Genomic DNA, 14,977 nt, shown 5'->3' with positions numbered 1-14,977 from the left:
TTGACCGTTACGAACTGTTACCTCATTACAATTTATTAAGTGGATCTATATTTATAAGCCCGCAACGCTGAAGAGCATCGTAGGTATTTTTCTTTTCAGCTGTTCTGTTGATAACAAGATCGTGGTCAAGAGACAGTATTTTCTCGTCGAAATTGCGCAAAACCTCGTCTATTTTTCCTACGAATTCCTTGTGCTGTGGCCTGTCTATATCCCCAGGGATCAAAGACTTTAGGGACTTCTCTGCCATGATTTTAGCCGAAGCATCACCCTCATTAGATGCAGAGAGCCATTTAGCTTCCTCATCTTCAGTCGCGGCCCCCGGGAGTGGAGTATCCTTATATTCCTCCGTATGACTCACGAGTACCGGTACAGAGGCCGACAAGACTGCGCCAGTGATGATTTCATTGCCGCTACCGATAACCTTTAATTGTGCCCCCCGATAAATCATCTGAGCCAATCCAATATTGCCTTTAGATAAAATGAATAATTTTTCGTTTAACTCATCATTTAATGGAGTTTCAACATTTGTCCATTGTAATGGCCATAAATAATGAATAAACGATTGCCAGTCTTGTGAATCGTATCTAACATTCTTAATTTTCATGTAACCACCAGACTCTGCCCGCCTGGCAATTCTCATTTTCTTTGTCAGCGTCTCGTCAAAAGGATGATTTCCACAAAAAACCATAGATACCCCCATGGAATCTACAATTTCATGTAAAAAATCAATCAACTTACTCTCACCCCCGGTTCTTGAAAATTTAAGCCTCTGCATTTCATCAATAACAAGGATACCCAAAAATGATGATTTAATTCTTTGTGCAATCTGGCGAGCCAGAGCACCATTTCTAATCTCAGGTGTAGTTCGTTCAATACCAATTGCATCATCTAATTTTTGTAAAATCTCTTCACAAAGGTCTCTCACACTTGAATTGTATGGACAATTAATCTTTACCCATACAATTTGCTTACTGAAGCCGGGAAAAACTCCTTTATAGCTGCTGTGTTCTATAATCTGAGGGAAATGATCCATGACTTGCTCAATCATGGTAGTTTTTCCAGAACCACTCATTCCAACTATCGTAATAGTTTCAGCCTGGGATTTAAAATATCCACTTTCTGGCTCAATATCAGGACGCTCATTTCCATAGTAATGAAGATATTGAATTGTTCCGCTTTTTAAAGGATTACGAGCTGCATAGCTTTCCCTAAGTGCCCGTAAGATCATCTTATAAGCCTGGATAAGATTGGTTTGAGGGCAACGGAATTTCTTTATACGTTCGACATACTGCTCTCTAACATTCGCCGGGGCAGTCCAGCGGATTTTTTCGTCAATTTCGGGGAAATAACTCATTTCCAGAAGTACTTCATCTTCCGTAAGCGCTTCAGGAAGTGCTTCAATTAAGGGATTGCCACGATACTCAGGTAACTCCTGTTCTTTATATATCGCTGAAACGCGCCGTATAAGGTTCATTATTCTGCGTCCTCAGTCTTCTTCTTACCTTTTAACCATCTTTGTTTCTCCTCCCGGCCAGGCAAAAGCAGAACATTACTGGATGAAGGAAGTAGGGGTTCAGATCTTCCATTAGCAACATGAGTTCGCCCTAATGAATCAAGTTCATTTTTCCTGTTCTTTTTAATATCTTTACCATGTACCCGGCGAGATTCGTATATTTCATTTAATCTTTCGTTACCTTTCCTGTTAAATTCATCTTTATTATTGATATTGCTGAGCGAATCCAGAGTAAATAAATTAATTTCTTTTTGAGTATCTACCCAATCAGCCATTACATCTGTATCAAGATGAGCTTTCCCTTTAAATACATCTCTTTTCTTAAGTAGGTAATGTTTTTTGAAAATGCTATTTTTGTCAAATCTTACATATATATAATCTACGCAATTGTCATCTATTCTTGCTTCACAAGTGGTTCTTCCAAATACTCTGACACCTGATGCAATTTCAGGATCACATTCATAAAAAAGATTATTGTACTGAATCCCACCGGCGGTAATGTTAGCGTTCACAGGGATTAACAATCGTGCGATCACTTCGTCGGCCCCAACGGCTCTTGCGCTGAATCTCCCGTGCTTTAAGCTTATCATCCAACTATTTTTTGGTGATATTACGAGATCATTTTCAATCAGTAAGGGATTGATATAAGCCAGTTCCTCATACGTTCTCTGATTATGTGCAAGTATCTCCCGAATCAGTAAAGACGTGACCTCCTGAATCGTTAAACAAGCCCTAGATTGCGGTGTTGGCTCTCCTTTAACAATCTTTCCCCTTCGTGTTGTTCCAATAAGCCTATGAATAACCTCATCATTCAGAATGCCGAAACAGCGTTCAACAATGCTTTTTCTGTCGCCTCTACCGACTGGCGCAAACTCAAGTTTTGTCAGGGGGGTCATCTCTTCCTGAGGTTTAAGACCAATCATCTCCCCGTTCTCACACATCAATGTTAATGGAATGTGAGAACAAGGCCAATCATCATCAGTAATAGAGATTCCAAATAATCTACAATATTCTTTTTTTGGCATAAAGCAATTTGCTAACGCTTGTCGGGCGGCTCGCCATGAAGCATGGTATAAAGAAACATGAAGGCCAACAATCATTCTTGTTGCACGATCCACCACTGTATAAATAGTAGGACGCCCAATGACTTTTCGTCTGTTTAAACTCGAAATAAGATGTACATCAGCGACAGTTGAGTCTATTTCGAAAACATCACCCGGCAAAACAGTTGTATTAGCCACACTACCTAAAAGCGCCCGCATTTTGAGGTCTATTTCTTTTTTCGTGTTCTTCTTATTTATCGAGAAATCTTTAGTGAAGAGTTTTTTATTCCAGTATGAAAATTGTTTTAAAGAAGGAACATATGGAGCTCTATTTTCTAGGTTTGCTGTTTTAATTTCATCCCTAAAATACAAATCAATATGTCTCTCTAATGTTTTCTTTATCGTATCTCCGTTAACTTTATAATGATACGTAATGAGAGATTTTCTAATATTATTTATATCTCTTTCATTAAGAATGAAAACACGTGATCGTTCATTAGGTAATGCTCTGTTTTTTTTGGAATTCCCAAGTTTAATTTCATGTTTGATTCTACTTTTCCCAGCGGCGCCACAGTTCGAGAATGCGGGTAGCAATGCATAAATATCCTGCCCATGTCGCCAATACAACGCCAGAAGCGTTCTGATAGTATATTGTGATATTTTTTTATTTCTGGAGTAATCCATTAAAAGGTGCGACTTTTTATGTAATGCATAGTCGAACAGAAACATTCTGTCATCTACAAGATCTTTAATGATATTGTAATTTTCATCTCGCCTTCCTCTGTCTTTATCTGTTATTTCTTTCTCATCTACTAACATATATGAAGGATATATATAATCTTTACAAGTTATGCTATTTGATTCAATATAATATTTAAACATTGAAAATGAGAAAGGGATTGGCTTACCCGTTCTTTCTGATTTTATTTTAAACAAAATTAACAAATCGACCTTTCTGTCAAAATCCAAAACACGGTAAAGTCCCTCTGCAAGCAAATCAGTGCCTTGAGAGAGCCAGACTGAATTCCTAATAATATCCATTTGCGTTCAGTCCTATATAGTGGTCATTGGAAATTATCTTTATCAGACCGGTTTCGAGTATTGGATATGATAAATCAACATTTATCATTTTTAATCCAATCATTGCCTGCAATAACATCATCGCTTCTTGTGCATCTACCCCAAAGATTGATGAAATCATTGCACGTAGTCCTACTATGGGATAAACATCTGGTTTAAGCTTCCATAGGATTTTATCAAGAGGATATTTATCATAAAATTCAGAACCATCTCTTAATACAGAAGTAGCCCAGCAAATGTTTTTACCGACGACGTTATTGAGTTCCGAGCCAACATAAATTTGAAACTCAACATCAATCAACTGCCAAAACATCCTCTCTATTTCAAGTTTTTGGGCTTCGCGTTCAGGTATGCTCTCGTTATGTTTTACTGCTATAGCTTTGTATCGAAGTCCGCCTTCAGGAGTTCTCAAGGTCAGTAAAAAATCGGTTGTCATAACATTCAGAACTTCGACAGGTACTCCTCTTACTCCCCTCACCATAGGATGTTGAAAATGTAGATGATTTGCTATTTGTAGGGTAAGCCGGAGAGGAAAGAGTGGGAATTGTTCCCGGATATCAATCACCGAGTCATTAAACTCAGCCAGATAGAAAAAGTTACTTTCGACAGAAGAAAGGAGATGATGGTTTCGAAACGTCTTAAGGCCAAAGACTATCGAACGGTTTCCACGGGATTTAACGTCCTGAGCTCTAAGCCAGGGCTGATAACTTTGGCCATAGCCCACTCCTATGCCGTCACCTAGCGCATTTTCATAATCCAAATAGGATTTGAGACGCCTACCCCTAGCCATGATCGTACCCTAAAAACGACATTGATACGTACCTATATGTGCATTTTATAGTCTCCAACCCTATAACCACACATTCAGTAAGTATACAACATTAGCGTCGTTTTTTGAGAATGGTTACAACTTTAGTGCTTTGTGTACAACTTTATTGTCCTCGGACATCTGCCAGCGCCTGAGCACACGCCCAGGCACTTGCCCAAGCCCACTGGAAGTTGTAGCCGCCGAGCCAGCCGGTCACGTCCATCACTTCGCCAATAAAATAGAGCCCCGGCACGTTGCGCGCTTCCATGGTGCGGGAAGAGAGCTCATTCGTGTCGACCCCGCCCAGCGTGACCTCTGCCGTACGGTAGCCCTCGGTGCCGTTTGGCTGAACGCGCCAGTTTGTCAGCGTCTCTACCAGCGTTTCCTGCTCGCGGCTATTCAACTGCTTAAGCGACACGTCCGGGATCTGCCCCAGCGCCTGCAAACATTCCACCAGACGTTTTGGCAGCTGCATTGCCAGGGTGTTTTTCAGGCTTTGATTTGGGTGCGCGGTACGCTGCTCGTTAAGAAAAGCATCCAGATCGCACTCCGGAAGCAGGTTAACCGTGACGAACTCACCCGGCTGCCAGTAGCTGGAGATTTGCAGTACCGCCGGGCCGGAGAGGCCGCGATGGGTAAAGAGCAGATTTTCGCGGAACACCGTCCCGTCTTCGGCGGTAATCACAGAGGGAACAGACACGCCGGACAGCGTCTGAAGCTGTTCGAGAAGCGGTTTATGCAGCGTAAACGGCACCAGCCCGGCGCGCGTAGGCAAGACTTTCAGGCCAAACTGTTCGGCAATCTTATAGCCGAACGGGGAGGCGCCCAGCCCCGGCATCGACAGGCCGCCGCTGGCGATCACCAGGCTGTCAGCGCTGACGGTTTCACCGTTCAGCTGCAGCGTATAGCCCTGGTCGTCGCGGGCGACCTCCAGCACTTCCGTGCGCAGACGCATCACCACACCGCCCTTCTCGCACTCGGCCACCAGCATATCGACAATCTGCTGCGCGGAGTCGTCGCAGAACAGCTGTCCCAGCGTCTTTTCATGCCACGCGATGCCGTGCTTGCCCACGAGATCGATAAAATCCCATTGTGTATAGCGCGCCAGCGCAGATTTACAAAAATGACGGTTTTGGCTCAAATAGGCCGCGGGTTCAACATACAGATTAGTAAAGTTGCAGCGCCCGCCGCCGGACATCAGGATCTTACGACCGGGCTTTTTACCGTTATCCAGCAGCAGTACGCGACGACCCGCCTGTCCGGCCATTGCCGCACAAAACATACCCGCCGCACCGGCGCCAATTACCACGGCATCAAACCTTTCCACGTCAAAACCCTCTTTGTTAACTGCCGCGGATTGTAAAGTTTCCTCTGTGGTCACACCAGCGTAAAAAGATATTACAAAGGCATTCCATTGAAATTTAAAGAATATCCTTTATGAGGCATTTCTCAAATCAGGTGGTATGTCAAAAAAAGTCTATATTTCACTTTGCCCGCCGCGCATTTGTCCTGGATAATGCGCCGCGTTCATGTCCTCAAAATGGCGTAACGTCCTATGCTACATTTGTTTGCCGGCCTGGATTTACATACCGGGCTTTTATTATTGCTTGCTCTGGTTTTTGTACTGTTTTACGAAGCGATCAACGGCTTCCACGACACTGCAAACGCAGTAGCGACGGTTATCTACACTCGCGCAATGCGATCGCAGCTTGCGGTTGTTATGGCGGCGGTATTTAACTTTTTTGGTGTTCTCCTGGGCGGGCTGAGCGTTGCGTATGCCATCGTGCATATGCTGCCAACGGATCTGCTGCTTAACGTTAGTTCTGGCCATGGCCTCGCTATGGTGTTCTCAATGCTGCTTGCTGCAATTATCTGGAACCTCGGTACCTGGTATTTTGGCCTGCCTGCATCCAGTTCTCACACGCTCATCGGCGCGATTATCGGCATCGGGTTAACCAACGCCCTGATGACCGGGACATCGGTTGTTGATGCGCTGAACCTGCCTAAAGTACTGGGCATTTTCGGCTCCCTGATCATCTCCCCTATCGTGGGTCTGGTAGTCGCGGGGGGATTGATTTTCATCCTGCGTCGCTACTGGAGTAACACGAAAAAACGTGCGCGTATCCACCTGACGCCAGCAGAGCGTGAGAAGAAAGACGGCAAGAAAAAGCCGCCGTTCTGGACGCGTATCGCCCTGATCATTTCTGCTATCGGCGTGGCCTTCTCACACGGCGCGAACGACGGGCAGAAAGGCATTGGTCTGGTGATGCTGGTTCTGATCGGCGTCGCACCGGCAGGCTTCGTGGTGAACATGAATGCCTCCGGTTACGAAATCACACGTACCCGCGATGCGGTCAACAACGTTGAAACCTATTTCCAGCAGCATCCTGACCTGCTGAAAAAAGCGACCGGCGTTGATCAGTTGATCCCTTCTCCGGAAGCAGGTGCAACCACCGCGCCTGGCGAATTCCACTGCCATCCAGCTAACGCGATTAACGCGCTGGAACGCGCCAAGGGCATGCTGGGCGACATCGAGAGCTACGACAAACTGGCCGTTGAACAGCGTGGTCAGCTGCGTCGTATCATGCTCTGCATCTCTGACGTGACCGATAAAGTCGCGAAGCTGCCAGAGGTGAATGGTGACGACAAACGTCTGCTGAAGAAACTGAAAAGCGATATGCTCAACACCATTGAGTACGCGCCAATCTGGATCATCATGGCCGTCGCGCTGGCACTCGGTATTGGTACGATGATTGGCTGGCGTCGTGTGGCGACCACCATCGGAGAGAAGATCGGTAAGAAAGGCATGACCTATGCGCAGGGTATGTCCGCGCAGATGACGGCGGCAGTGTCTATCGGTCTGGCGAGCTACACCGGTATGCCGGTATCCACCACCCACGTACTCTCCTCGTCCGTGGCAGGTACCATGATTGTTGACGGCGGCGGTCTGCAGCGCAAAACCGTGACCAACATTCTGATGGCCTGGGTGTTCACCCTTCCGGCCTCAATCCTGCTGTCTGGCGGTTTGTACTGGATTTCGCTGAAGCTGATTTAATCGGTTGAAGGCGATAAAAAAGCGGGTCAGGAAACTGACCCGCTTTTTTTATGGCTGCTATTTGCCATGAGGTGTTTGATAACATGAGGATTTTATGAACATTTTTTGCTCAATTTCAAAACACAGAAAAAACTATCATGGCGGCCAGAAGATAAATCCAGACAAAGGAGAATGTATGGCTTCTGTCCCTATCTCAGGACCGGGTTCAATCGTTATAGCGAACAATATGCGTGAGGCACGCCTTAACGGAATGTCACGCAATATGGCCACGCCCTCAACGTATTATTGATTCTACCAAAAAGTCCGAAATGGCAGTCCCTGGGATTATAAAAAATTCGACCCTTATTTTGCTGCATTTGGTAACTTCAACTTCGGAGCCGCAGGTACTGCGGCAGGTATCCCTGCAAACATCCTTCTTATGGGCGCAGGCTGGGCTCAAGGCCGGGCAGGTACCTCAAAACCGGAATGGGGAAAATGGTACGAAAAGCCGCCTTACGGAGACGACCCAACGGACCAACGCAACATCAGAGAAGGAATAGACTATGCCATTCAAAACGGCTATTAAATGGATTCATCGCCTTGTTACCGCTTCACTTCTGGTTCTGGTCATTGGATTTCTCTGGTTAAACCATCAGCCCAATCAGCGAAATAGCGATGAGCTACAGCGCGCTTATAAATTATCCGATAGCGTCTGGCTCTATATGACCGTGAACAATCAGGGCGGCACAACCGTACCACCAATCTACCGTTATTATCTCTCGGGGGCGCTTGCAGGGAAAGACACTGATATTATCCATCAGCTTGCTATGAAGTATCCGGTAATCGAAGGTACAGGCACGATAACCTCGGCCAGTATTGATACAAGCGGGGAAGTGAACATTGCCTATAGCGGAAAGGTTATTTCGATTGAGAACAATATCTCCAGTCTCCGGTTCTCAGTTAAGCCCTGAGCCAGATGAAAGTAGGCGGGGCTTTCCCCGCCTGCTGTGATGCTCAGTGCCAAATCATCAATGCAATCATACTGACCACGACCAGCCCGCACAGGGCGCTGGTCAAAATGAACTGACGACGCAGGCGCTCGCAGCGACGAATAAACTCTTCATCGTGATGATCGCGGTAGCGCTGGTAGTAGATGTATCCCACCAGACGCATCTGCTTGCTGGGCTGTCCATGCGAGGTGAAGAACCCTCCACCGTCCACATACTGATAAAGCAACGGATCGCAACCACGAAGTACCACTAACAGCGCACGTAACGATGAGAAGTAGCGCGCCATATTCACTATGCAAACCACGCATAACGCCCAAAACAATGCGACGGTGCTAATCATACATCCTCCCCGGCGTCCGCCCACGAAGCAAGGCTCCTGAGCTACCGCACCCCAATGCCCTGACAGACAGTTCAGTGAAAGAATGACCAAAAGTCGATCCGGTTCGCGTTTTAATATCCGAACGGCTCATTTAATAGTGTAGGAGATCCGTTAATTTTTTTGCCACAAGGTTAATCGTTATCAACACCAAAGCTTGAAAAATATGTTTAACTGGGCCGTAATGAAAGTATCAGACGACGGCATTCTCACTTAGTCATCGATAACTTAAGGAAGGAGTAACACTATGGCTTACAAACACATTCTCATCGCGGTTGACCTCTCCCCTGAGAGCAAAGTGCTGGTTGATAAAGCGGTATCCATGGCACGTCCCTACAACGCGAAAGTTTCGCTGATTCACGTTGACGTGAATTACTCCGACCTCTACACCGGTCTGATCGACGTGAATCTTGGCGATATGCAAAAACGCATTTCCGAAGAGACTCACCATGCCCTGAGCGAACTCTCCACCAACGCGGGCTATCCAATTACCGAAACCCTTAGCGGCAGCGGCGACCTGGGCCAGGTGCTGGTTGATGCGATCAAGAAATACGATATGGACCTGGTGGTTTGCGGTCACCATCAGGACTTCTGGAGCAAGCTGATGTCTTCAGCGCGCCAGCTGATTAACACCGTTCACGTGGATATGCTAATTGTTCCACTGCGTGACGAAGAAGACGAATAAGCGCGTTAAATTCCCCTCACCCTAACCCTCTCCCAAAGGGAGAGGGAATAGATCGAGGACGCAGGCCGGGTAAGGCGAAGCCGCCACCCGGCTTTTTTTATTCCGGCGTACCCGGATAAATATCAAACCGGTGCCCTTTGGTGGTCACCGCGTTAGTGGTCGCAACGTTCGCCAGCGGCGGCGCATAGTCCGGGCGCTTTACCACCACCCGCTTCGTGGCAAGCTGACGAGCCGGCTCCAGCAGGCCATCGGCATCCAAATCCGGCCCCACCAGCGACTGAAACACCCGCATCTCTTTCTTCACCAGCGCGCTTTTCTGCTTATGCGGGAACATAGGGTCGAGATAGACCACCTGCGGGCGCGGGGTGATATCCGTCAATGCCGTCAGGCTGGAGGCGTGGATCAGCTGCAAACGATCCTGCAGCCAGGGGCCGATTTCCGGGTCCGCGTAGCCTCGCGCCAGCCCATCGTCGAGCAGCGCAGCGACCACCGGATTTCGCTCCAGCATCCGCACGCGACAGCCGACAGACGCCAGCACAAACGCATCGCGCCCCAGCCCCGCCGTGGCATCGACCACGTCCGGGAGGTAGCTCCCTTTGATGCCGACCGCTTTGGCCACCGCTTCGCCGCGACCGCCGCCGAACTTGCGCCGGTGCGCCATCGCGCCGCCGACAAAATCGACGAAAATCCCGCCGAGCTTCGGTTCGTCGCGCTTGCGTAATTCGAGATGTTCCGGCGTCATCACCAGCGCCATCAGGTTTTCTTCATCGTGCTCCAGCCCCCAGCGGGCCGCCAGAACAGATAAGGCGCCGTCTCCGGCGCCTGTTTCATCAACTAAGCAGATCTTCACGTAACAATCAGCCTTTGATCCCGTAATGCTCAAGCATCGCATCCAGCTGCGGCTCGCGTCCGCGGAAGCGTTTGAACAGCACCATTGGCTCTTCAGACCCGCCGCGGGTCAGGATATTGTCGAGGAACGACTGGCCGGTTTCACGGTTGAAAATCCCCTCTTCTTCGAAACGAGAGAAGGCATCCGCCGCCAGCACGTCGGCCCACAGGTAGCTGTAGTAACCCGCCGCGTAGCCGCCAGCGAAGATGTGGCTGAACGCGTGCGGGAAGCGGCCCCAGGTTGGCCCAGGGATCACGGCGACCTGCTTTTTAATCTCGGCCAGGGTCTCAAGAATCTTCGCACCCTGCTCCGGGCTGAACTCGGCGTGCAGGCGGAAGTCGAACAGTCCGAACTCCAGCTGGCGCAGGATAAACATCGCCGCCTGGTAGTTTTTCGCCGCCAGCATTTTGTCCAGCAGCTCTTTCGGCAGCGGTTCGCCGGTCTCGTAGTGGCCGGAGATAAACGCCAGCGCGTCCGGCTCCCAGCACCAGTTTTCCATAAACTGGCTTGGCAGCTCGACGGCATCCCACGGCACACCGCTGATACCGGCCACGCCTGCGGTTTCGATGCGGGTCAGCATATGGTGCAGACCATGACCAAACTCGTGGAACAGGGTAATCACTTCGTCGTGGGTGAACAGCGCCGGTTTGCCGCTTACCGGACGGTTGAAGTTACAGGTCAGGTAGGCGACCGGCTTCTGCAGAGAACCGTCGGCTTTACGCATCTGGCCCACGCAGTCATCCATCCACGCCCCGCCGCGCTTGTTCTCACGCGCGTAGAGATCGAGGTAGAAGCTGCCGCGCAGCTCATTTTTCTCGTCATACAGCTCGAAGAAACGCACGTCCGGGTGCCAGACGTCGATATCGGTACGCTCTTTGGCGGTGATGCCGTAGATGCGTTTTACCACTTCGAACAGGCCGTTAACGGCTTTGTTTTCCGGGAAGTACGGGCGCAGCTGCTCGTCGCTGATGCTGTAGAGGTGCTGCTTCTGTTTTTCGCTGTAGTACGCGATATCCCACGGCTGCAGCTCGTCCACGCCGAACTCGGCTTTCGCGAAGGCGCGCAGCTGGGCCAGCTCTTTCTCACCCTGCGGACGGGCGCGTTTCGCCAGATCGGTCAGGAAGTCGAGCACCTGCTGCGGGTTCTCCGCCATTTTGGTGGCGAGGGATTTATCGGCGTAGTTTTCGAAGCCCAGCAGCTGCGCCAGCTCGTGACGCAGGGCGAGGATTTCCGCCATTACCGGGCTGTTGTCCCACTTACCGGCATTCGGCCCCTGATCGGAGGCGCGGGTGCTGTACGCGCGGTACATCTCTTCGCGCAGGGCCTGGTTGTCGCAGTAGGTCATCACCGGCAGATAGCTCGGGATATCCAGCGTTAACAGGAAGCCTTCCTGCTCTTTCGCTTCAGCCTGGGCTTTTGCCGCCGCCAGCGCGCTTTCCGGCATACCGGAAAGCATAGCTTCGTCGGTAATCAGCTTCGTCCAGCCCATGGTGGCGTCGAGCACGTTGTTGCTGTACTGGTTGCCCAGCTCGGACAGACGCGCGGCGATTTCGCCGTAGCGGGTCTGCTTCTCTTTTGGCAGGCCAATCCCGGACAGCTCAAAATCACGCAGGGCGTTATCGACCGATTTTTTCTGCGCCGTGCTCAGTTCGGCATAATGGTCGCCGTCGCGCAGGTCGCGGTAGGCTTTGTACAGCCCTTCGTGCTGACCGACCCAGGTGCTGTACTCAGAGAGCAGCGGCAGGGTCTGTTCGTAGGCTTCGCGCAGTTCCGGGCTGTTTTTTACCGAGTTCAGGTGGCTCACCGGGGAGAAGATACGCCCCAGCACGTCGTCCACTTCGGCCAGCGGCTGACACAGATTTTCCCAGGTGTACGGCGCGCCCTGCGCTACCACGCTTTCTACCGCCGCGCGGCAGTTGTCCAGCGATTGCGTAACGGCTGGAACCACATGCTCAGGGAGGATTTTAGAAAACGGCGGCAACGAAAAAGGCGTCAGTAATGGATTGGTCATAAACGCTGTCCTGTTGAAATAGGTGAATGAAGCGCGCATCCGGCGCTGTGCATATGGGATCTAGAATGGGGTTAAGTGTAGAGGATTTCAATGCCGGACGTTGCGCTTTCGCGGCAGTGGAAACTTTTCTGTATACTGTGGCGATACGCTCTATTTTTGCCCGATGGCGCTACGCTTATCGGGCCTACGTTTACTACCTGGAACACATTCATCCATGCTCAGTTATCGCCACAGCTTCCACGCAGGCAACCACGCCGACGTCCTTAAACACACCGTTCAGAGCCTGATCATCGAATCGCTCAAAGAGAAAGAGAAGCCGTTTCTCTATCTGGACACGCACGCGGGCGCGGGCCGTTATCAGCTGAGCGGCGAGCATGCCGAGCGTACCGGTGAATATCTGGAAGGGATTGCCCGCGTCTGGCAGCAGGACGACCTGCCTGCCGAGCTGGAGCCGTACATCGGCGTGGTGAATCACTTCAACCGCAACGGCCAGCTGCGCTACTACCCTGGCTCACCGCTGATTGCACGCCAGCTGCTGCGCGAGCAGGACAGCCTCCAGCTGACCGAACTGCATCCGAGCGACTTCCCGCTGCTGCGTTCCGAATTTCAGAAAGACAGCCGCGCCCGCGTGGAAAAATCCGACGGCTACCAGCAGCTGAAAGCCAAGCTGCCGCCGGTTTCCCGCCGCGGCCTGGTGCTGATCGACCCGCCGTACGAAATCAAAACCGACTATCAGGCGGTGGTAACCGGTATCCACGAAGGCTACAAACGCTTTGCTACCGGCACCTATGCCCTGTGGTACCCGGTGGTGCTGCGCGCGCAAATCAAACGCATGATCAAAGACCTGGAAGCCACCGGCATCCGTAAGATCCTGCAGATCGAGCTGGCGGTACGCCCTGACAGCGATCAGCGCGGCATGACCGCCTCCGGCATGATTGTGATCAACCCGCCGTGGAAGCTTGAAGCGCAGATGAACAACGTGCTGCCGTGGCTGCATAAAACGCTGGTGCCAGCGGGTACAGGCCACGCCACCGTCAGTTGGATCGTGCCGGAGTAATCGCAGCCATCGGTGGAAACTATTGATTTCAGGTATACAATCGCGGCAATTCACGATTAAGGACAAAAGCAATGACTAAGCATTATGACTACATCGCCATCGGCGGCGGCAGCGGCGGCATCGCCTCCATCAACCGTGCGGCCATGTACGGCCAGAAGTGCGCGCTGATTGAAGCCAAAGCGCTGGGCGGCACCTGCGTGAACGTGGGTTGTGTACCGAAGAAGGTGATGTGGCATGCGGCGCAGATCCGTGAGGCTATCCATATGTATGGCCCGGACTACGGCTTTGACACCACCATCAACCGCTTCGACTGGGAAAAACTGATCGCCAGCCGTACCGCCTACATCGACCGCATTCACACCTCGTACGACAACGTGCTGGGTAAAAATAACGTTGACGTTATCCACGGTTTCGCCCGCTTTGTGGACGCGAAAACGATCGAAGTGAACGGCGAGACGATCACCGCCGATCACATCCTGATCGCCACCGGCGGTCGTCCGAGCCACCCGAACATCCCGGGCGTGGAATACGGCATCGACTCCGACGGTTTCTTCGAACTGCCTGCCCTGCCAAAACGCGTTGCCGTTGTTGGCGCGGGTTACATTGCGGTGGAACTGGCCGGCGTGATTAACGGCCTGGGCGCAGAAGCGCACCTGTTCGTACGTAAGCACGCGCCGCTGCGCAGCTTTGACCCGCTGATTGTCGATACGCTGGTTGAAGTGATGAACACCGAAGGCCCGACCCTGCACACCAACGCCGTGCCAAAAGCGGTGGTGAAAAACGCGGACGGCAGCCTGACGCTTGAGCTGGAAGATGGCCGCAGCCAGACCGTCGATTGCCTGATCTGGGCGATTGGCCGTGAACCTGCGAACGATAACTTCAACCTGGGCGTGACGGGCGTAAAAACCGACGAAAAAGGCTATATCGTCGTCGATAAATTCCAGAACACCAACGTACCGGGCATTTATGCGGTCGGCGACAACACCGGCGCGGTTGAGCTGACGCCGGTCGCCGTTGCGGCGGGTCGTCGTCTCTCCGAGCGCCTGTTCAACAACAAGCCGGACGAGCATCTGGACTACAGCAACATCCCGACCGTGGTTTTCAGCCACCCGCCAATCGGCACCGTCGGCTTAACCGAGCCGCAGGCGCGTGAGCAGTACGGCGACGACCAGGTGAAAGTGTATAAATCGGCGTTTACCGCGATGTACACCGCCGTCACCTCACACCGTCAGCCGTGCCGCATGAAGCTGGTCTGCGTCGGTCCGGAAGAGAAGATTGTCGGCATCCACGGCATCGGCTTCGGCATGGACGAGATCCTGCAGGGCTTCGCCGTGGCGCTGAAGATGGGCGCAACCAAGAAAGACTTCGACAACACGGTGGCCATCCACCCGACGGCCGCGGAAGAGTTTGTTACTATGCGTTAATCCTGATGCCCCTCTCCGGAGGGGCATTTTTTTAACATTCATAAATC

General features: G+C 50.9%; 13 protein-coding genes. 6 read left to right on the top strand and 7 right to left on the bottom strand.

All coding sequences use genetic code 11. The features are described from left to right. Window positions 1-25: 25 nt before the first annotated feature. The 4 genes from ACMWLG_RS12620 to ACMWLG_RS12605 all read right to left on the bottom strand — a co-directional run bounded on the left by ACMWLG_RS12620 (window position 26) and on the right by ACMWLG_RS12605 (window position 5,771). Window positions 26-1,474 carry an ATP-binding protein gene (locus tag ACMWLG_RS12620; protein ID WP_001049180.1) on the bottom strand — a complete coding sequence of 483 codons (1,449 nt, stop codon included), beginning with the start codon at window positions 1,472-1,474 and terminating at the stop codon, window positions 26-28. Further along, the gene (locus ACMWLG_RS12615) at window positions 1,474-3,597 is read right to left on the bottom strand and encodes a transposase (protein WP_045620769.1); all 2,124 of its coding nucleotides are present in this window, start codon (window positions 3,595-3,597) and stop codon (window positions 1,474-1,476) included. The genes ACMWLG_RS12620 and ACMWLG_RS12615 overlap by 1 nt, the downstream gene beginning before the upstream one ends. Further along, window positions 3,584-4,426, bottom strand: a complete 843-nt coding sequence (locus ACMWLG_RS12610) for a TnsA endonuclease N-terminal domain-containing protein (protein ID WP_045404739.1) — start codon at window positions 4,424-4,426, stop codon at window positions 3,584-3,586. Before ACMWLG_RS12610 ends, ACMWLG_RS12615 begins: the two co-directional genes overlap by 14 nt. Before the next feature lie 142 nt (window positions 4,427-4,568). After that, entirely contained in the window at window positions 4,569-5,771 is a 1,203-nt protein-coding gene (locus tag ACMWLG_RS12605; protein ID WP_045404787.1) for an NAD(P)/FAD-dependent oxidoreductase, read from the bottom strand. A 228-nt stretch (window positions 5,772-5,999) separates the two neighbouring features. Between ACMWLG_RS12605 and pitA the strand changes: the two genes are divergently transcribed. The 3 genes from pitA (at window position 6,000) to ACMWLG_RS12590 (ending at window position 8,449) form a co-directional block, all read left to right on the top strand. Then, window positions 6,000-7,499 (top strand): inorganic phosphate transporter PitA, encoded by a 1,500-nt coding sequence (gene pitA, locus ACMWLG_RS12600; protein WP_023309552.1) that lies wholly within the window; start codon window positions 6,000-6,002, stop codon window positions 7,497-7,499. A gap of 397 nt (window positions 7,500-7,896) precedes the next feature. After that, a complete protein-coding gene (locus ACMWLG_RS12595) occupies window positions 7,897-8,064 on the top strand; it encodes a hypothetical protein (RefSeq protein ID WP_308412125.1) in 168 nt (55 codons plus the stop codon). Then, window positions 8,042-8,449 carry a hypothetical protein gene (locus ACMWLG_RS12590; RefSeq protein ID WP_045404741.1) on the top strand — a complete coding sequence of 136 codons (408 nt, stop codon included), beginning with the start codon at window positions 8,042-8,044 and terminating at the stop codon, window positions 8,447-8,449. The genes ACMWLG_RS12595 and ACMWLG_RS12590 overlap by 23 nt, the downstream gene beginning before the upstream one ends. Window positions 8,450-8,492: 43 nt before the next feature. Here ACMWLG_RS12590 and uspB read toward each other — a convergent pair whose 3' ends face one another. Further along, window positions 8,493-8,828 (bottom strand): universal stress protein UspB, encoded by a 336-nt coding sequence (uspB, locus tag ACMWLG_RS12585; protein WP_003861224.1) that lies wholly within the window; start codon window positions 8,826-8,828, stop codon window positions 8,493-8,495. A 283-nt stretch (window positions 8,829-9,111) separates the two neighbouring features. Between uspB and uspA the strand changes: the two genes are divergently transcribed. Further along, window positions 9,112-9,549 carry a universal stress protein UspA gene (gene uspA / locus ACMWLG_RS12580; protein ID WP_003861223.1) on the top strand — a complete coding sequence of 146 codons (438 nt, stop codon included), beginning with the start codon at window positions 9,112-9,114 and terminating at the stop codon, window positions 9,547-9,549. 97 nt (window positions 9,550-9,646) lie between these two features. On the opposite strand, the gene rsmJ is transcribed toward uspA, so the two are convergent. Beyond that, window positions 9,647-10,399, bottom strand: coding sequence for a 16S rRNA (guanine(1516)-N(2))-methyltransferase RsmJ (gene rsmJ, locus ACMWLG_RS12575; protein WP_045404743.1), 753 nt, complete (start codon window positions 10,397-10,399; stop codon window positions 9,647-9,649). A gap of 7 nt (window positions 10,400-10,406) precedes the next feature. After that, window positions 10,407-12,449: an oligopeptidase A gene (gene prlC, locus ACMWLG_RS12570; protein ID WP_023309554.1), complete on the bottom strand. Its 2,043-nt coding sequence runs from the start codon at window positions 12,447-12,449 to the stop codon at window positions 10,407-10,409. A 214-nt stretch (window positions 12,450-12,663) separates the two neighbouring features. On the opposite strand from prlC, the gene ACMWLG_RS12565 reads away from it, so the two are divergent. Both ACMWLG_RS12565 and gorA read left to right on the top strand, forming a co-directional pair. After that, a complete protein-coding gene (locus ACMWLG_RS12565; RefSeq protein WP_023309555.1) occupies window positions 12,664-13,506 on the top strand; it encodes a 23S rRNA (adenine(2030)-N(6))-methyltransferase RlmJ in 843 nt (280 codons plus the stop codon). 71 nt (window positions 13,507-13,577) lie between these two features. Further along, the gene (gene gorA, locus ACMWLG_RS12560) at window positions 13,578-14,930 is read left to right on the top strand and encodes a glutathione-disulfide reductase (protein ID WP_045404745.1); all 1,353 of its coding nucleotides are present in this window, start codon (window positions 13,578-13,580) and stop codon (window positions 14,928-14,930) included. Window positions 14,931-14,977 lie beyond the last annotated feature (47 nt).

It is taken from the genome of Enterobacter sp. 01-M-02-SI-ECC (assembly GCF_047530595.1).
Taxonomy (GTDB): domain Bacteria; phylum Pseudomonadota; class Gammaproteobacteria; order Enterobacterales; family Enterobacteriaceae; genus Enterobacter; species Enterobacter cloacae_M.
Note: the sequence above shows the minus strand (reverse complement) of the source record. Positions and strands in the feature narration are given on the sequence as shown.